The sequence below is a fragment of the Arthrobacter sp. 05N33_2 genome (assembly GCF_056397425.1).
On the sequence record NZ_JBFTNJ010000067.1, the window covers coordinates 1 to 17,618 of the forward strand.

The following is a 17,618-nucleotide window of genomic DNA, read 5'->3' on the forward strand; positions in this document are numbered from 1 at the left end:
GAACCGAGCATAGGCTTCCAGACCTAGGTTGTCTTTGGCCTCTGCTGATGAATTTGGCGGCCACGATTCACGCCCATACCCCAGTCAAGGGACGAGAAATTGACATGGCGTTTCCCGAGGCGGCCCGGACGCCCGAAACGGAGGCCGACGGGGAGGCCAAGTTCTTGCCATGAACCCTAGTTCGTCCTTACATGCCGCCTACTGGCATCTCTGCGATCAAGTTCGAGCGTATTTGATATCGAATAGCTCCCAACTTCTGGGAATTTCGCACGTGGGCAGCGAGTGTCTCCGCTAATGTCACGTTATGCAACCTCTTCGTCGATTCCCGCCGGCTCTCTATGCCGATGCTCTCGAGTCCTGGACGTTCCTCGATCTTGCCGACAAGCGTCCGCTTTTCACTTCGCCATTCGGAGACGTGTTCTTGCAGACGGAGAGYGGATTCTGGTTCCTCGACGTCATTGCCGGTGAACTTTCTCGGCTGTGGTCGAGCGAGGGTGACCTGATCGCGGTACTGAACTCTCGCGAGGGGCAAGCCGAGTACCTCATGGTCGGTTTGGCCGACCAGGCAGAGAACGCGGGCCTCCAACCGGGCGAGGCCGAAATCTACGGTTTTTGCATACCACCAGTTCTCGGAGGTCCAACCGAACTTAGCAACGTCGAGTTAGGCGATTTTGTCGTGACCCTGAACATTGCTGGCCAGATTCACAATCAGGTCCGAACTCTTCCCCCCGGAACACCGATTAGCGGAATATCCCTGGCCTAAAGGCGATGTACGAAGACGCTTTGGCTGCGTGGCCCGAACGGTCGGTGGAGAGGGGCTGCTTGATGCATCTGAGGAGATGCAGACTACAAGCGGGAAAGTGACCTACTGTTCTGAGTCCTATTCGTCAACGTTGGGCGGCCAGGGAAGCCGGATGCTAGCAGCAAGGCGTCTAATGGGAATCCCATGCGGGAGCTGTTTCATGCCTTCCCCTGCCTAGCAGCGACAGGTACGCTCACGGTGAGAAACACTGGGGGAAAATTCCGCATGGACGTTGAGGGAACCGGCAGGGCTAGGCCCAGCAAGGCGACGTGGCAGTCCGTCTACTCCATGCTCGGGCCCTTGAAAATCGCCAATCTCACGATGCTGGTAGCCATCATCTTGGCCGTCGTGTTCCAACCCAAAGCTAATGATCCGAGCACCTACTGGGCGGCAGCTATGGTGGCCTTCGTTATGCTTGTGGCCGGCTTTTTCCTGGTTCGGGGAGGGCTCCGGTTGAAGCGCGTCCGGACATCGGCCGCGGAGGACCGGCGGCGTATCGCGGCGGGTCTTCCCCTGGACCCAGAAGACCCCGAAGACCAAATAGGCAGGGGCAGATAAGCCGCCCCGGGAAGACCAAATCGGCAGGGGCAGATAAGCCGCCCCGGGGGAGAATCATATTCGTCGAACTCTGCCCCCGGTTCCGCCGATCGATTGGCCCTACGTCCCGAGGCCAGGACCCGTTCAACTTCGAGGTCGGCCAGATCGAAGACGCCTTGCAGCTCTGCCCGGGTGAACGCCAGATTCAGGATCGAGCGCTCATGGGCGAAGAACCCGTCGGCATCATCGACGGTCCAGTTCTAGCTGCACGGTACCTCGAACCAGTTGACCTTTACACGCCCGGGCTGTTGCCCGGCGCGGCGCCGGACGGGCCCGGATCCCTGTAACGGCGAGGACTTCGGCGTCCAGTCAGTCGAAACCGGGGAGTGCGTATCACCGGGTCCTAATCTGCAGATTCTGCACTTGGATTGATTCAACTTGACATAATGTTGATTATCGGCGTTTAGATCTTGTGCGGTGGGAGGCCCTGGACCGGGCCTTGAGGTGGAGGAAGGCTGGCCGAAATGTTGCTCTGGGCGGCGGCATCTTCGTCACCGAGGTCTGAACTCTCTGCGGGAGGAAAGAAAGCCCGAGCCGGCAGTAAGAGCCCGGTCAACGAAAGAGCGATGAAGACGACCTGGTGGATATGGTCAGTACCCGGCGGAAGCTGACCAATCAGGTGGGCGGCCCAGAACAGCGGGTAGAACCAAAGTGCGTACCACGCCCACGGTTCGCCTCGCCGATATGGCACGAGCACGATAAGGCCACCAAAAAGTCCCAGCCCGAACGAGGCGAGACCGTTCGCCCGATACAGCCCCACGTCTGCGCCCATCGGAACGGCAGCGACAATCGCGCCGAATACCAGGAGGCCCGCGCTGACAATTGCCAGACAGATCCGGCCGATCAGTAACGGCCACTTTCTCTCATGCACGAGGTCAGACTAACTGCCCCAGGTCAGTGCTCGGGCTTAGTCGTTGTTTTTAGCCGTGAGGGTTACACCCGTTCGCAGGTTGACGTAACTTGCGGCGTGGTGAAGTGGCGTGGCTCCGAGGCGTCACCCAACCTCCTGCGGGTCAGTCAAGCTAACGCCCCGACTCGATCAGCGGCAAACAGGCCATCAGGCCAATTCTTCCGAAGTGTACCGACGGGCGTACTCCCCCGCCGGCTCTCACTCAGGCCGCTTCGCCGCAGCTTCTGGCCGGGGTGTCAAGGGTGGTAGGCTGGCCCCAAATTCACCACTTTCACCACTTTCACCTACTTTCACCCTGGAGGTCCCGGTGCGGAACCCGTTCAAGCCCACCGCAGGAGCCACACCGCCGGACTTGATTGGGCGGGCCGGGCTCTTGGATGAATTCGAGTACGGCCTGCAGCAAGGCTCGGGAGCACCCGGGCTTTTGACCATCATCACCGGATCCAGAGGCATCGGCAAGACAGTCATGCTGAGCGCCGCGGAACGGATCGCAGGGACTCACGGCTGGGCGGTTATCTCCCGAACAGCAAACCCCGGTTTCCTCGCCGGAATCGGCGACGACATGCTTCGGCTTGTCGAGGAGCTCGGAGACGGGCCCCCAACACGGAAAATCACAGCATTCTCGGCGGCAGGGTTCGGACTAACAACGCAACTCCCCCAGGAACGGAGTGCCGACTGGCGGCGGACCGGGAACGACCTTCTGCGGCTGTTGGACGCAAAAGGTACAGGACTCGTTATCACCATCGACGAGATACATGCGGTCGACCGCACAGAAATTTCCCAACTGGCCGCTGAAGTGCAGCATTTCATCCGCGACGGACTGCCCATCGGCCTCATCTTCGCCGGCCTGCCATCCGCCGTCTCCGACCTCCTCAATGAAGGAGTGGCGACCTTCCTGCGACGCGCCGACAGGATCAATCTCCACGAGGCAGCCATCGCCGAAGTCACCGCATCCTACAGCGAGCTCTTCAGTGAGGGAGGAATAGGCGTCTCCCCCGGCCTCGTCAGTGAAGCCGCGGAGGCTACCGAGGGCTACCCCTTCCTTATTCAGCTTGTGGGCTACTACCTCTGGCTGGAGGCGGGAAAGGCCAACTGGAACCTGGATGAGAGCAGCGTGCACAGCGCCATCACCGCCGCCCAAAGACGAAACACATTAGTAGTCGTCGAGTCAGCACTGTCGGATATCTCGGACAAGGACCGCGAGTTCCTCGACGCCATGGCCCTTCAGGATGGACCATCGGCAGCGGGCCTGATCGGAAACATCATGACAGCCAAGCCCAACGTGGTGTCCAAGTACCGAAAGAGACTCATCGCCGCGGGACTGATCGAGTCAGCCGGCTACGGCAGGGTGGACTTCGCAATCCCCGGGCTCCGCCAATACCTCCGCGAAACAGCGTCGGCCTGAAGCAGTGACATGACGTCAGCGGAGCTCCTCGACCAGCCCGATGATGATTCCGGCGGGGCCGCGGACGTAGCACAGCCTAGGGGACCGAGAATTCTTGCCGTTGACGAACACCGTGCGTCGACAACATCCAGGAATCGGCGGAAAGTCTGCACTGGATCATGACTGAAGAAGCTCCGGGCCGGCTCCTTGAAGAAGCCGGCCCGGAGCTCGTAACGGGTCACCCAAGGACGGCGCCTCGCCCGGAGCTCGTAACGGGTCACCCAAGGACGGAGCCTCGCCCGGAGCCCGGATTAGGCGGAGATCTTGTCCGCCATGTCGGAGTGTGCCGCGCGGGCCGCCGGCACGCCGGCGCCGTCCTGGCCGTACAGCCAGTCGTTGTACCGGAAATCGTTGTCCATCCGGCTCTTGAAGAGCAGGTTGCGCAGCGTCCGGGCCAGCCCGGAGACGTGCCAGGATTCGCCCCRGACGCGGGCGCTGCGCTGGACCCTGGCGGTGCGGCCGGCGCGGAGGTTGTTGAATTCCTTGATCGCGCCGTCCCAGGCCGCGGGGTTGACGCCGTCGGCGGTGAACACGGTGCCGGTGGTGACGTCCTGCAGCACTGCCGCGTCCTCGAGCGCCTGGCAGGCGCCCTGGGCCAGGTACTGCAACATCGGGTGCGCGGCGTCGCCCATCAGCACCATGCGGCCGGCCACCCAGTTTTCGATCGGATCGCGGTCGTACATGGGCCAGCGCATGCTGGTGCCCAGGTTTTTCAGCGCAGCCTGGACGGCGGGGACGCAGTCCTTGTACGCGGCCTCGAGCTCGTCGACTCCCCCGTACTGCTCCTCGCCGCGCTCAAAGGAGGCGGACTTGAAAACGGCCACGGTGTTCAGCAGCTCGCCCTTGCGCAGCGGGTACTGCACGAGGTGGCAGTCCGGTCCGAGGTAGACAATGACGTCCTCGAGGTCCGCTTTGGGTGTGTGTTCGGTAATGGGCACGGTGCCGCGGTAGGCGACGTAGGCCGAGGGGACCGGCTCGTCGCCGGCAACGAGCGGGCGCAGGGTGGACTTGAGCCCGTCGGCGCCGATGACGACGTCGGCCTCGTAGTCCACGCCGGCGGCCGTGTGGGCCACTCCCCTGCCGTTCACGGTCTCCACGCTCTCGACCATGACATCGTTGACCAGTTTCACGCCCGCCGCTTCGCAGCCCTCGAGCAGGACCCGGTGCAGGTCGCTGCGGTGGATCACCACGTAGGGCGCACCGTAGCGTTCCTCGAATTCCCCGCCGAGGCTCTGGCGCGTGAGCTCCTCGCCGGTGACGGCGTCGCGGAAGACCAGGTGCTTGGGCTGGACGCCAATCTCCAAGGCCTTGTCCAGCAGGCCCCAGCGTTTCAGGACGCGGGAGGCGTTGGGCGCCATCTGCAGCCCAGCGCCGACCTCGCCGAATTCGGGCGCCCGCTCCACGAGGGTGACGTCGGCGCCGCTTTCCCGCAGCGCGAGGGCTCCGGCCAATCCGGCCATTCCCCCTCCGATGACGAGGACATCGGTGGACCGGCCGTCGGTGGACAGGAAACTGGTGGACGGGACGTGCTCAGACATTGCTTGCTCCTGTTAGTGAAGGGGAGGTTGAGAGTTTTGATTTGAGTTTGAGCCCGACGGCGGCCAGCAGGACCGCTGCTATCGCGGCTGCACCGGCGAAGGCCAGGAAATTGGAATTGACGCCCAGTCCGGCAGCCAGCAGGAGGCCACCGATCTGGGGTGCGGCGACGGCGCCGATGCGGCCGGTCCCGAGTGCCCAGCCCAGCGCGGTCCCGCGCAGGTGCCCGGGATAGTGGCTCGCGACGGCGGCGATGATGAGGCACTGCGTGCCGTGGGTGCCGACGCCGGCGAGGACCAGCATGAGGTACACGACGGTGACCGGCGGTCCCGCAACCAGGACCATGAGAGCGCCGGCGGCGACGGCGGCCGCGGCGATCGCCGTCGGAATCGGACCGAAGCGGGTCCCGGCCCAGGCCGTGATCACCGAGCCGGCCACCGCACCCAGGTTGAGGGCCAGGGCGAAGGTCAGGGCGGAGCCCAGGTTGTAGCCGGCCAGCTGCATGAGGTTGGGCAGCCAGGTTCCCAGCCCGTACCAGGCGAACAGGGTAGCGATCGTCGCGAGGGCGAACAGCAGGCTCACCCCCAGGTAAGGGGCGCGGAGCAGGGACTTGAAGCCGATCGGCTCTTTGAGGTTGCGAGTTCCCCTGTCCGCGGCACTGACCGGGGCCAGCGTCTCGGGCAGGTATTTCAGTCCGAGAGGCACCACGATCATCAGTGCGAGCACGGCCACGAGGAACATGGACTCCCAGCCGAAGGCAGGGATCAGCTGGATGCCGACGAGGGCGGCGATGGACCCGCCGATCGGGACGCCGGACATCATCAGGGTGGCGATGGTGGACCGCCACTTAGTGGGGACCAGTTCGGCAACGAGGGCGTTCGCCGAGGGCACCAGGCCACCGAGCCCGATGCCCGCCAAGAGCCGCAGCCCCCCGAAGGCGGCCGCATTGGGGGCGAAGGCGCAGAGGATGGTGAAAATCGAAAAGACGATGGCGCAACCCAGGATGGTGCGGCGGCGGCCCCACGAGTCGGCCATCCGGCCGGCGAAGATCGCCCCGATCATCATGCCGACGAAAGCCATGGAACCAATGGTCCCGGCGGTGGCCTTGGTCAGCCCCCATCCGGTCTCGGAGATCAGGGAGGACTGGACCGTGCCGTAGACGATCAGGTCGTAGCCATCGAAGACCACCAACAGCCAGCAGACCAGGACGGCGGCTGCCGAGCCTTTGGAGAACCGCGATGCGGGCCCACCAACGGTTGAGGGGGCAGGGGCCCCCGGCGAAGACCGTTGCGGCACTGCAACAGATTGTGTGTGATTCATGCCACTCACTGTCCTAGCCGCCGCAGGTGAACCACAATACAATTCTGATGTGCAGAACAACCCATCCGCCAGTGCGGCCCGCAAGCCCGTCCAGAAACGGCCCACCTATTCCATCGAGGCGGTGGACAACGCGCTGCAGCTCCTCCAGCTGCTCCGCGACGGCGGAGCACTCCGGCTCAAGGACGCCGCCGAGGAGCTGGGCGTGGCGCCGTCCACCGCCCACCGCCTGCTGGCGATGTTGGTCTACCGGGGATTCGCCGTGCAGGATGAAACCCGCCGCTATGTCCCCGGCCCGGCAATGGGCGTCGGGCCGGCCGGCCTGAGCTGGACCCGGCTGCTCCGATCCCTGGCCCAGCCGCACATGGAGCTTCTCTCTGCACGGCTCAACGAGACGGTGAACCTCATGGTGCGGGTGGGGACGAAAGTGCGCTTTCTGGCGACGGTGGAAGGGAACAATGTGCTGCGGGTTGGTGACCGGCAGGGGACGGTGATGGCCGCCAACAAAACTTCCGGAGGCAAGGCCATGCTCGCCGAACTGGAACCGCCGATGATCGACCAGCTCTTTCGCAGCAACAATGCCGAAATTGGCGGGGACACCATTGCGGCCGCGGAGTACCCGGCGTTCCTGCGTGAGCTTGAATCCGTCCGCAGCAACGGATTCGCGGCCAATTTCGAAGGCACGGAAGAGGGCGTGAGCGCGCTCGGGATGGCCCTGCACAACCGGCACGGGCACGTGGTCGGCGCACTCAGCGTCGCCACCCCCGCGACCCGCTTCCGCCGCGTGTTTGACGCCGGGCTGGTCCCCGCCCTGCGGGAAACCTGCCGGCAGCTGGAGATCGACATCGCGGCCAACCCGGCCGAGCCGGACTGAGCGCCGCGGGAGCCCGGTTCCGGGAATTCTGACCAGCAGAATATGTTGGGGGTCACACGCCGGCATCCGTAGAGTCGAACTACGCCAACGAACTGTYCTGACCTACCGAGGAGGCCCACGTGTCCATCAGCGCCGAGAACACGACTCACGAATCAGTGGCCGCGGGGCACACTGCTCCGGAGCCGACGCCCGAAGAAGCTGCCCAGCTCAAGGAGCTGTACCGGGATTTTGACCGCGAAAACCTGATCCCGCTGTGGACCGAGATCGCAGACCTCATGCCGATGGTCCCGACCCCCAGGGCGGTCCCCCACGTCTGGCGGTGGAGCGACCTGTACCCGCTGGCTGCCCGTGCCGGCGATCTGGTCCCGGTGGGCCGGGGCGGGGAACGCCGGGCCATCGCCCTGGCCAATCCCGGCCTGGCCGGGACGCCGTACGCCACCCCCACGCTGTGGGCAGCCATCCAGTACCTCGGCGCCCGCGAAACGGCGCCCGAGCACCGGCACTCGCAGAACGCCTTCCGCTTCGTCGTCGAGGGCGAAGGGGTCTGGACTGTGGTGAACGGGGACCCGGTGCGGATGTCCCGCGGCGACTTCCTGCTGACCCCGGGCTGGAACTTCCACGGGCACCACAACGACACCGATGAGCCGATGGCCTGGATCGACGGCCTGGACATCCCGTTCGTGCACTACGCTGACGCCGGCTTCTTCGAATTCGGCACCGAGCGCGTCACCGACGAGGCCACCCCGAACATCTCCCGCTCCGAGCGGCTCTGGGCGCACCCGGGCTTGCGCCCGCTGTCGGGCCTGGATGACACCACGAGCTCCCCCATCGCGGCCTACCGCTGGGAACACACGGACCGTGCCCTGTCCGAGCAGCTGCTGCTCGAGGACGAGGGCCATCCGGCCACTGTGTCCCAGGGCCACGCCGCCGTCCGCTACACCAACCCCACCACCGGCGGGGACGTGATGCCGACCATCCGCGCCGAATTCCACCGGCTCCGCGCCGGGGCCAGCACCGAAGCGGTCCGCGAGGTGGGCTCCAGCGTCTGGCAGGTCTTTGAAGGCTCCGGCTCGGTGGTCCTCAACGGCGAAACCCGGACCCTGGCCAAGGGCGACCTCTTCGTGGTCCCGTCCTGGCAGGAATGGTCGCTGCAGGCCGGAACCCAGTTTGATCTGTTCCGCTTCAGTGACGCCCCCATTTTTGAACGGCTGAACTTCAACCGCACCTACATCGAAGGACGCAACAAGTAATGAGACTCCTCACCCTCCGCACCTCTGTTGGAGACAAAACAGTTAATAAGGCTGTCCGCCAGGACGGCGACACCCTGACCGAGATCGACGGCTTTGCCGACGTCGGAGAACTGCTCCGCACCCAGGACTGGGAAGCAACCGCTAAGGCGGCGGCCGGCGCCACGCACCCTCTCGAGGGCGCCGACCTGGACGCCGTCGTGCCCTCCCCCGGCAAGATCATCTGCGTGGGCCACAACTACCGCAACCACATCAAGGAAATGGGCCGGGAAGTCCCCGAGTTCCCCACCCTGTTCGCCAAGTACCAGGAATCCCTGATCGGCCCCAACGATGACCTGGCGCTGCCGCAGGAATCCGACGCCGTCGACTGGGAAGCCGAACTCGCCGTCGTGATCGGCAAAAAGGGCCGCCGGATCAGCGAAGCCGACGCCGCGGACCACATCGCCGGCTACGCCGTCCTGAACGACGTGTCCATGCGCGACTACCAGTTCCGCACCATCCAGTGGCTGCAGGGCAAGACCTGGGAGAAGTCCACCCCGTTCGGCCCCGCCCTGGTCACCAAGGACGAGTTCACCGCCGGGCCGCTGATGACCTCCGCGGTCGACGGCGAAGTCCAGCAGAGTACCCCGACCGGTGACCTCGTGTTCACCCCGGAGTTCCTGGTGTCCTACATTTCCACGATCATCACGCYGAACCCGGGCGACGTGATCGCAACCGGCACCCCGGGCGGCGTGGGCCACGCCCAGGACCCGAAGCGCTACCTGCAGGAAGGCCAGATCCTGGTCACCACCATCGAGGGACTGGGCCAGCTGAAGAACCGCGTCATCAAGGAAGCCTGATGGTTGCCCGCCAGGACCAGACGACGGACCCAGAACTGCTCGCGGCGCTGCTGCAGGCACGGCGCGGCACGGCGTTCTTCGCCCGCAAGCTCAACGAGCTCTCCGACGCGGAACTCGACGGCGACTCGCTGCTGCCGGGCTGGGCCCGCCGCCACATCACCGCGCACATCGGCTACAACGCCCGGGCCATCGCCCGGCTCATCGAATGGGCTGCCACCGGGGTAGAGACCCCGATGTACCCGTCCACGGAGGTCCGGGACCACGAGATCGACTTCGGCGCCACGCTGAGCCCGATCGCGCTCCGGCACCTTTTCGACCACTCCGCCGTGCACCTGAACGTCGAATGGCGCGACCTGCCGGGGGGCGCCTGGCACCACAAAGTCCGCACCATCCAGGGCCGGGAAGTGCCCGCCACGGAAACGGTGTGGATGCGCAGCCGCGAAGTCTGGATGCACGCCGTCGACCTCGCCAACGGCGCGAGCTTCGCCGACATCCCGGCACCGGTGCTGGAACGGCTCCTGACGGACATTACCGGCGCCTGGCACACCCGCGGCACCGATCAAGGCCTCGTCGTCGCGGTCACCGACCGCGACCTGACGTTCGGGGACACGGCGACGGCGACCCCCACCGTGGTCTCCGGACCGCTGGCCGCCGTCGTCGAATGGGCCGCCGGACGCGGCAATGGCGGCGTCACCGCCACCGGGCCCGGCACTGAAGCGAACGACGGGACGGTTCCAGCCGCCCCGAAGTGGATTTGAGCACTGGCTAAACGGCCGTAAAAGCGGAAGGCCCCCTCGGCGAGGGGGCCTTCCGCTTTTCGTGCCTGGTTGGCTCAGCCCGGGTGCACGACTGGAGTGTCGCCAGCTGATCCGGTGAACGTCTCGCGGTCGATGTTGATGAGCAGCAGGGCTACCGGGGCAATCAGGATCGCGACGCCTGCGGCCCAGAGAAACACCATGGCATAGCCTGCAGAGAGGGCCGACAGCGTCGCGCCACCGGCCGTGGCTGCTGCGGCGATAGTGCTGAACAAGGCGATGCCAAGGGAGCCGCCGATCTGCTGCGAGGCGTTGACCAACGCACTGGCCACACCGGAGTCATCCTTGTCCACGCCGAACAGGGCAAGGTTCTGCATGGGCACGAACACCATGCCCAGCCCGATGCCAAGCAGAAGCAGGGCGGGAAGCATGTTGACGAAGTAGCTGCCCTGGGCGCTGACCCGGGTGAGCCACAGCATCGCAGCCGCCATGAAGACCGGCCCCGCGGCCGTCGGGATTTTGGCCCCCAGTTTCGGCAGGTTCTTCGCGACGAGCGCTGCCGTGATGATTACCGCAACGGTCATCGGCAGCGAAGCCAGCCCGGCGAGGAACGGAGCGAAGCCCAGCACGATCTGGATGTAGAAGTTGATGAACAGGATGCCGCCAATGAGGACAGCGCCGGAAAGGAACGACGCCAGGAAGGCGGCCGCGCGGTTTCGTTCGGTGGCCACGCGCAGCGGCAGGAGCGGATGCCTGACTTTCGTCTCGACCAGGACGAAGAGTGCCAGGAGAACTGCGCCGCCGGCAATGAAGCCCCAGGCTTCGGGGGCACCCCAGCCGTGCTCGGCGTTGGTGAAGCCGTAGACAAGGGATCCCAGGCCGAGGGCTGCCAGAATGACCCCGGGCCAGTCGTACTTGGTGGACCCCTGGGCCTTGCTTTCACTGACCAGGGACCACACGCCGAAGAGGGCGATGGCGGCAATCGGCACATTTACGAAGAAGCACCAGCGCCAGCTCACGTGTTCGGTCAAAAACCCGCCCAGCAGGACACCGGCGGCCGCGCCGACGCCGGTAATGGAACCGAAAATCGCAAACGCCGTGCCGCGGTCCTTTCCGACCGGAAAGGCGACGGTCAGCAGCGCCAAGGCTGCCGGGGCCAGCAGCGCAGCGAACACGCCCTGCAGCGCTCGGGCGCCGATCAGCTCCCAGGGCTGCTGCGCGATGCCGCCGACCAGGGACGCGGAGGCGAAGCCGACGGCGGCCACAAGGAACGTCCGCTTGCGGCCCCAGAAGTCTGCGATGCGTCCGCCGAGCAGCAGGAAGGCACCGAAGGCCAGCGCGTAGGCCGTGACCACCCAGGAGCGGGTCGAGTCGCTGATCCCCATCTCGAGCTGGAGGCGCGGAAGCGCCAGATTCACGATCGTGCCGTCCAGCACCACCATGAACTGCGCGAGGGCGAGGAACACCAGCGCCCACCAGCGTTTCCCTGGCCTGCTCCCCCGCCGGACGACTGCCTCTTCCAACTGCGTTGCCATACCCATGTCCCATCCTCCAAAGTAGTAATACTTATAAAAGTATAACTATCGGGGGCGACGGGTCATGACCGTTGCAGGGGGTGATGTGGGTTACTCGGGTTCGGAGAGTATCGAGGCGAGGCGCTGCAGGGCCGGGAGGCTGGCGGCAATTTGCTCGCGCTCTTCAGGCAGCAGCCGGGAACTTGCCGACTCCATCGCCTCCGCCCAGGCACCCTCCAGGAGCGCCTTGATCCGCTGGGATTCGGCCGTGGGGTGGAGGGCGACGTAGCGCTTGTCCGCGGCGTCGCGGATCCGGGTGACGAGGCCGGCGGCGACCAGCTCACGCAGCTGGACGCTGACGTTGCTGAACTGCCGCCCCAGACGGGAAGCGACTTCCGCGACGGTGATGCCGGGGTGGCTTTCGATGACGCGGAGGATYTCCAGGACGCCGTTGGACAGCGGCCGGACGCCGGTGTCATTGTGCGACTTCCGCCGGACGTCGGCGGAGATGTCGATCACGGCGACGGCCAGGGCCCGGTGGTCGACTGCCTCGTCCAGCACTTCGCCTGCGCCAATACTTTCCATTCCATAAGCATAGGCGTCCGTCTGCGAGGGCAGGCTTAGCCCTCGTCGCAGAGCAGGTGATACCAGTTATCGGCGAGCACCTCGAGGGCGTGTTCCCGGTTTGGTTCAAACTTCCGTCGGGTCCAGAGCGTGGCCACGTAGTCGAGCGAGGTGAAGGCCAGGGTGCCGCGAATGTGGTGCGTCTCCTCCGGGAAGCGCCCTGCCAGCTCCATTCCGCGCACGAGGTCCGAGATGACCTCTTCATGCCATCCCTCGACCAAGGCGCGCACTTCGCGATCGATGGCGGCGGCCTCCTCGAGCACGTCGAGGTACGGGCGGAAGACCGGCCAGAGCGCCGCCCGCGACTCCAGCCAGGCCAGGATGCCCGCCAGTTCGCCCGCACGCACGACGTCGACGAGCTCGGCCGCGGTCGATCCCCGTTCGGGGCCGGCCGCGCGGTCCAGTACGGCGTTGACGCGGGCCATGAAGTCCCGCATCAGGTCGCTGCGCGTGGGGTAATAGGCGTAAAAAGTCACCCGGGTGGTACCGGCCGCAGCGGCGATCTCATCGATCGTCGTCGCGGCGTAGCCCTTCTCGGTGAAGAGCTCCAGCGCCCGTTCGACGATCACGTCGCGGGTCAGCTGCTTCTGGGCTTCTCGCAACGACGACATGGATCAATCCTAACGGTGTTGTGCGGCGTCAGGTTCGAGCGGGCGCGCCGCACGCAGCGCGGCCGGACCGGCGTCGGCGAACCGGCGCAGCTTGGGGACGGGGATTCGGTAGTTAAGCGCGGCGGCGGTGCCGGAACCGTCCGTGTTGTCCCAGCGAAGCAGCATCGAGCCCGCGCCCCCGCCGGGCTCGCAGTAGTCGGGAGGCCCGACAGCCGGCGCGAAGCCCGCCGACTTGAGCGAGAGGCCGAAGCCCTCCGTCCAAAAGTAGGGCTGGAAGTCGAACTCGGGCGCCGCGTCACCCTTCAGGAGGCCGACGCCGGCGACCCTGGCCTGGTCGATGGCGCTGGTCCAGAGGGGCACCCGTTCCACCCCGCGGCGGGTCGGGAAGGACGCCACATCGCCGGCGGCGACGATGTCCGGCCGGAGCCTGCCGCGCGAATCGACCCGCAGCTCTCCGTCGACGAGAAGGTTCGAGCCGGCGAGCCAGCCGATGTTCGGCTCATCGCCGATGGCGGTGACCACCAGGTCAGCCTCCAGCACGGTGCCGTCGGCCAGGACGACCTTTGCCCCGGCACCGTGATCGACAAGCCGGGCCTTCCCGCCGCCAACCACGCGCAGTCCGCGCCGGATGGCGGCGGCGGTGAAGATGTCCGCCAGATGGTCGCCGAGCTGACGCGCCAGGGGCTTGCCGTCGGAGACGAGGGTGACCTCGCAGCCCACGTGCACGCAACCGGACGCGACCTCCATGCCCAGCGCTCCGCCGCCGATCACGATAACCGACGGGCGCGATGCGACGCGTTCCTTGAGGAGGATCGCATCCTCGATGGTGCGCAGGGTGAGTTCCCGGTGGGAGCCGTCCCGTTGCGGTCCGGCTGTTCCCTTCTTCTGCGTCTCTTGCGCACCCGCCCCGAGTCGCTTTGCCCGGGAACCCGAAGCGATGACGAGGCCGTCATACGGCAGCTCCCCTCCCTCGTCCAGGCGCACCAGCCGGGCCCCGACGTCCAGGCCCGTGGCGCTGACTCCGAGCAGCTCCGTTGCTTCGTGGGTCGGCTCGGGGAGCACATGGGGTTGGAGTCCGCCGTCGCTGTTCCCGTCGCTTTGCCCGTCGACAGCGTGCAGCAGCGCCTTGGAGAGGGCCGGCCGGCTGTAGGGCTGGTGGCGCTCCGCGCCCACAACGGTGAGCTCGCCGTCGAAGCCGGCCGAGCGCAGTGAGTCGCAGGCCGTGAGCCCGGCGATGCCGTTGCCGACCACCACGATCTTTCGCATCGTCATGCCGCGGCCAATCGCAGTGCGGCAACCGGGCAGACCCTTACCGCCGCCTTCGCGGCGTCCAGGTCAGCCCCTTCCACGTCCGGGACGTCGAGTACCAGCTCGCCTTCATCGTCGAGGTGCATCAGCCGGGGCGCGGCCTCTTCGCAGAGGCCGTGACCCTCGCAGCGCGGCCGGTCAAGTTCGATCCTCATGCTGCCACCACCTTGGCGACCTGGAGCGACTCGAGGCTCCGCGTGATGTTGCTCGGCTCCCGGACCTCATCGGAGATCGTCAGCGTTCTCACCCTGCGGGCAAGCGCCTCAATAATCGCATGCGCTTCCAGTTTCGCCAGGCCCTGGCCGGCGCAGCCGTGCGGTCCGTAGCCGAAGGACAGGTGGTCCACCGGGTTCCGCATCACGTTGAAGGTGTCGGGATCCCCGTAGTGCCGCGGGTCGCGGTTGCCGGCCCCAAAGAGGATGCCCACCTGGGCCCCTGCGGGAATCGTGACGCCCTCGATCTCCACGTCGCGCATTGCCTTGCGGCCCCAGATGTGGACCGGGGCCCAGTAGCGCAGCACTTCGGCGAACGCTGCGGGGACCAGGTCCGGGTTCTTCCGGACCAGGTCGAACTGCTCGGGGTGGCGGCCGAACAGCGCAATGATGTTCCCGATTGACGCGATTGTCGTGTCAACGCCCGCTCCCAGGTACTGGTGGATGATGTGCCCCGCAGAACCCTGGGGAATGTCGCCGCGTGTCTCGGCATCGAAAATACCTCGGCCGATTGAGCCGGGTGTGAGGTCTTCTGCGGTGACCGACGAGCACCAGCCGTAGAGCTCGCCGGCGATCGGGAAGCTCTCCTGGGTGCGCTGGTTCAGCGGGCCGAGGACCTGCATCGCGGCCTGGCCCCAGCGCAGCATGTTGTCCTTGACGTGTCCCTGGAAGCCAATGAGGTCGGCAACGATTTCGATCGGGAAGGCCCGGGCCAGGGAATCGATGGCCTCGAAGCTGCCGCTGGCGGCAAGCTCGGCGACGAGCTTGTCAGCCTTTTCGTCGATGACGACTTTCAGGCCGCGGAGCGCCCGGGGGGTGAGGTTTTGGGACAGCGTGGCGCGGAGCTGGGTGTGGACGGGCGGGTCGGAGGCAAGGGAGGTGCCCTGCAGGGCCTCGTTCACCATGGGGTTGAAGCCGATGCTGGTGGACGAGAAGGTCTCCGGATCGCCGAGCGCGTCGCGGATGACGTCGTAGCGCGTCAGGACGTAGAGGTCGTTTTTGGGGAGGTGGACCACTGCGGCCTGCTCGCGGAGCGCGGCGTAGGTAGGGTAAGGGTCGACCAGGATGTCGTCGTCCCAGATGTCGATGCCGGATTCGGTGGGTGCAGTCACGGTGTTCTCCTTGCGGAAGGTAGGTGGTCAGGTCAGTGCCGGAGGCCGTCAGGCTTAGACGGCGGCCTCGGCGTTTACTTCGGTGGTCTCGGCGATGGCCTCGAGCGCGGGCGCCGAGGACCGTGCAGAGATGAAGAGGGTGAGAGTGGCGGAGAGGATCGCCGCGATGCCCGCGGTGAGGTATACGGCCTGGAACCCCTGGCCCAGTGAGGTCCCTGCCACGCCCTGGATTTGCGGCTGTGCGGCGTTGAGGGCCTGGACCATACCGTCGACCGCCGGGGTGGGCGCGCCGCCTGCCAGCGCCTGGCCGGAGAACTGGGCGATGACCCCGTCCCAGCCGGCGAGGAAGCCCAGCGGCGGCACGTTCGCCAGCCCGCTGACGGCCTCTGCGGGCAGTCCCGCCCCGCCGAGGATCCCGGCAAGGGGACCCGCGAAGGCCGTGGCTCCGATGCCGAAGGCGATGGCTGAGCCGACAACGGGGCCGAGGGCGAAGCCGAGGTCGCGCAGGAGGTTCGTCGTCGCCGAAGCCATGCCGATCTGCTGGGGCGGGACGGTGTTGATGGCAACAGCGGTGACGGAACCGACGGTGAGCGCGAATCCGATACCCAACAGCAGGAGCGGCGGAATGAAGGCCGTCCAAGGGGTGCCGCCGAAGGCCTCCGGAGTGCCGAGGGCGAATGTCGAGAGCCAGAAACCGGAGACTGCCATGAAGACGAAGCCCGCGGTGAGCACCCAGCGCGGTGCTACGTGGTGGATGAGCCACCCCACCACCGGGATGAAGGCGAATGCCGGGCCCTGGATGAAGACGAACAGCACACCGACCTTCCAGGTCTCGGCCAGCGCGAGTCCACTGACGGCGACGCTGGTGCTGAAGCAGATCGCGAGGAAGGCGAACATGCCGGTGACCGCCACAATGCCGGTGATCGAGTAGGCGCTGTTCTTGAACAGCGACAGGTGAATCAGGGGCTGCGCGGTGCGTGATTCGATGACGACGAAGGAGACCAGGAGGATTCCGCCCGCGACGTAGCTTGCAATCACCTGGGCGCTGCCGAAGCCGGCATCAACCGCTGTCACCGTGGCGTAGAGGACGGCGATAAGTCCGAGCGCGAGCGTAATCTGGCCGGGGATGTCCAACTTGCGCCCCTCGGCTGCTGCGGAGTCCTTCGCCCGGAGCGCGACGAGGAGTACGAGCACGGCAATTGCGGCCGCAACCAGGTAGGCCGCCCGCCAGCCGCTGAACTCGTTCGGCGCACCCGGCGCAGCACCCGGCACCGTGAAGAATTGCGCGGTGAAGCCAGCGAGCACTGGGGAGATCACCGCGCCGAGGGACAGGAACCCGGCCCACGTAGCGATGACCTTCGCCCGTGCGCGGTGATCCGGGGTGATAGCGGCGATCATGGACAGCGAAATGGGGAACAGGATGCCCGCCCCGATGCCGCCGACGGCCTGGGCGGCGATCATCATTTCGGTTGTCGGCGCCAGCGCAGCCATGACGGAGCCGACGATGCTGACCCCCGCTCCGATGTACAGAAGCTTCTTGCGTCCGAACAGGTCGCCCAGGAGGCCCCAGCTGAGTTCGAACACGACAATACCCATCAAGAACATGCCCGCGATCCAGGTCAGGCCCGCGCCTGAAGTATGGAATTCCGCGGCGAACGTGCCGCTGAGGGCGCCCGGCAGCGCGTTGGTGATCTGGGCCAGTGTGACCGCGCTGTAGGCGGCTATGAAAGTGGCTCGCACCGAGCTGCGGCTCGGTACCGAAATGGTCTGACTCATCGATGAAACTCCTTTGTTCCGGGTCGATCCTCCGGTGACGCGCCATGACTGGTGCCCTGCCGGAGCAAGAGCCGGCAGGCGGAGGTGGATGTGGCGCTCACCACAGTCTGATATCAATCTTTACGAGATGTCAAGAAAAC

General features: G+C 66.0%; 18 protein-coding genes. 8 read left to right on the top strand and 10 right to left on the bottom strand.

The window, feature by feature from the left end; translation table 11 throughout:
- Positions 1-304: 304 nt before the first annotated feature.
- From AC1DHX_RS17595 to AC1DHX_RS17605, 3 genes are all read left to right on the top strand, one after another.
- Complete coding sequence (locus AC1DHX_RS17595) at positions 305-763, top strand: T6SS immunity protein Tdi1 domain-containing protein (RefSeq protein ID WP_476858530.1); 459 nt, start codon at positions 305-307, stop codon at positions 761-763.
- Positions 764-1,027: 264 nt separating this feature from the next.
- Positions 1,028-1,360, top strand: coding sequence for a hypothetical protein (locus AC1DHX_RS17600; protein ID WP_476858531.1), 333 nt, complete (start codon positions 1,028-1,030; stop codon positions 1,358-1,360).
- A gap of 200 nt (positions 1,361-1,560) precedes the next feature.
- The gene (locus AC1DHX_RS17605; RefSeq protein WP_476858532.1) at positions 1,561-1,686 is read left to right on the top strand and encodes a hypothetical protein; all 126 of its coding nucleotides are present in this window, start codon (positions 1,561-1,563) and stop codon (positions 1,684-1,686) included.
- A 116-nt stretch (positions 1,687-1,802) separates the two neighbouring features.
- On the opposite strand, the gene AC1DHX_RS17610 is transcribed toward AC1DHX_RS17605, so the two are convergent.
- Positions 1,803-2,270, bottom strand: coding sequence for a hypothetical protein (locus AC1DHX_RS17610; protein ID WP_230010987.1), 468 nt, complete (start codon positions 2,268-2,270; stop codon positions 1,803-1,805).
- Positions 2,271-2,616: 346 nt separating this feature from the next.
- On the opposite strand from AC1DHX_RS17610, the gene AC1DHX_RS17615 reads away from it, so the two are divergent.
- The gene (locus AC1DHX_RS17615) at positions 2,617-3,714 is read left to right on the top strand and encodes an AAA family ATPase (protein ID WP_476858533.1); all 1,098 of its coding nucleotides are present in this window, start codon (positions 2,617-2,619) and stop codon (positions 3,712-3,714) included.
- Positions 3,715-4,004: 290 nt separating this feature from the next.
- Here AC1DHX_RS17615 and AC1DHX_RS17620 read toward each other — a convergent pair whose 3' ends face one another.
- A complete protein-coding gene (locus tag AC1DHX_RS17620; RefSeq protein WP_476900300.1) occupies positions 4,005-5,291 on the bottom strand; it encodes an FAD-dependent oxidoreductase in 1,287 nt (428 codons plus the stop codon).
- Positions 5,284-6,609, bottom strand: a complete 1,326-nt coding sequence (locus AC1DHX_RS17625) for an MFS transporter (protein ID WP_476858534.1) — start codon at positions 6,607-6,609, stop codon at positions 5,284-5,286. The genes AC1DHX_RS17620 and AC1DHX_RS17625 overlap by 8 nt, the downstream gene beginning before the upstream one ends.
- Before the next feature lie 49 nt (positions 6,610-6,658).
- On the opposite strand from AC1DHX_RS17625, the gene AC1DHX_RS17630 reads away from it, so the two are divergent.
- From AC1DHX_RS17630 to AC1DHX_RS17645, 4 genes are all read left to right on the top strand, one after another.
- Positions 6,659-7,480 (top strand): IclR family transcriptional regulator, encoded by an 822-nt coding sequence (locus tag AC1DHX_RS17630; RefSeq protein ID WP_476858535.1) that lies wholly within the window; start codon positions 6,659-6,661, stop codon positions 7,478-7,480.
- A 119-nt stretch (positions 7,481-7,599) separates the two neighbouring features.
- Positions 7,600-8,730 carry a cupin domain-containing protein gene (locus tag AC1DHX_RS17635; protein WP_476858536.1) on the top strand — a complete coding sequence of 377 codons (1,131 nt, stop codon included), beginning with the start codon at positions 7,600-7,602 and terminating at the stop codon, positions 8,728-8,730.
- Entirely contained in the window at positions 8,730-9,566 is an 837-nt protein-coding gene (locus tag AC1DHX_RS17640) for a fumarylacetoacetate hydrolase family protein (protein ID WP_476900301.1), read from the top strand. The genes AC1DHX_RS17635 and AC1DHX_RS17640 overlap by 1 nt, the downstream gene beginning before the upstream one ends.
- Positions 9,566-10,324, top strand: a complete 759-nt coding sequence (locus AC1DHX_RS17645) for a maleylpyruvate isomerase family mycothiol-dependent enzyme (RefSeq protein WP_476858538.1) — start codon at positions 9,566-9,568, stop codon at positions 10,322-10,324. Before AC1DHX_RS17640 ends, AC1DHX_RS17645 begins: the two co-directional genes overlap by 1 nt.
- Before the next feature lie 74 nt (positions 10,325-10,398).
- On the opposite strand, the gene AC1DHX_RS17650 is transcribed toward AC1DHX_RS17645, so the two are convergent.
- The 7 genes from AC1DHX_RS17650 to AC1DHX_RS17680 form a co-directional block, all read right to left on the bottom strand.
- A complete protein-coding gene (locus AC1DHX_RS17650) occupies positions 10,399-11,856 on the bottom strand; it encodes an MFS transporter (RefSeq protein WP_476855853.1) in 1,458 nt (485 codons plus the stop codon).
- A 90-nt stretch (positions 11,857-11,946) separates the two neighbouring features.
- Positions 11,947-12,420, bottom strand: coding sequence for a MarR family winged helix-turn-helix transcriptional regulator (locus tag AC1DHX_RS17655; protein ID WP_476858539.1), 474 nt, complete (start codon positions 12,418-12,420; stop codon positions 11,947-11,949).
- Positions 12,421-12,455: 35 nt separating this feature from the next.
- On the bottom strand, positions 12,456-13,070 hold the full coding sequence (locus AC1DHX_RS17660; protein ID WP_223916318.1) for a TetR/AcrR family transcriptional regulator: 615 nt from the start codon (positions 13,068-13,070) through the stop codon (positions 12,456-12,458).
- A gap of 9 nt (positions 13,071-13,079) precedes the next feature.
- Positions 13,080-14,342, bottom strand: coding sequence for an NAD(P)/FAD-dependent oxidoreductase (locus tag AC1DHX_RS17665; RefSeq protein WP_476858540.1), 1,263 nt, complete (start codon positions 14,340-14,342; stop codon positions 13,080-13,082).
- Positions 14,339-14,533, bottom strand: coding sequence for a ferredoxin (locus tag AC1DHX_RS17670; protein WP_476850891.1), 195 nt, complete (start codon positions 14,531-14,533; stop codon positions 14,339-14,341). Before AC1DHX_RS17670 ends, AC1DHX_RS17665 begins: the two co-directional genes overlap by 4 nt.
- The gene (locus AC1DHX_RS17675) at positions 14,530-15,702 is read right to left on the bottom strand and encodes a cytochrome P450 (protein WP_476858541.1); all 1,173 of its coding nucleotides are present in this window, start codon (positions 15,700-15,702) and stop codon (positions 14,530-14,532) included. The genes AC1DHX_RS17670 and AC1DHX_RS17675 overlap by 4 nt, the downstream gene beginning before the upstream one ends.
- A gap of 54 nt (positions 15,703-15,756) precedes the next feature.
- Complete coding sequence (locus tag AC1DHX_RS17680; protein WP_476858542.1) at positions 15,757-17,478, bottom strand: MFS transporter; 1,722 nt, start codon at positions 17,476-17,478, stop codon at positions 15,757-15,759.
- Positions 17,479-17,618 lie beyond the last annotated feature (140 nt).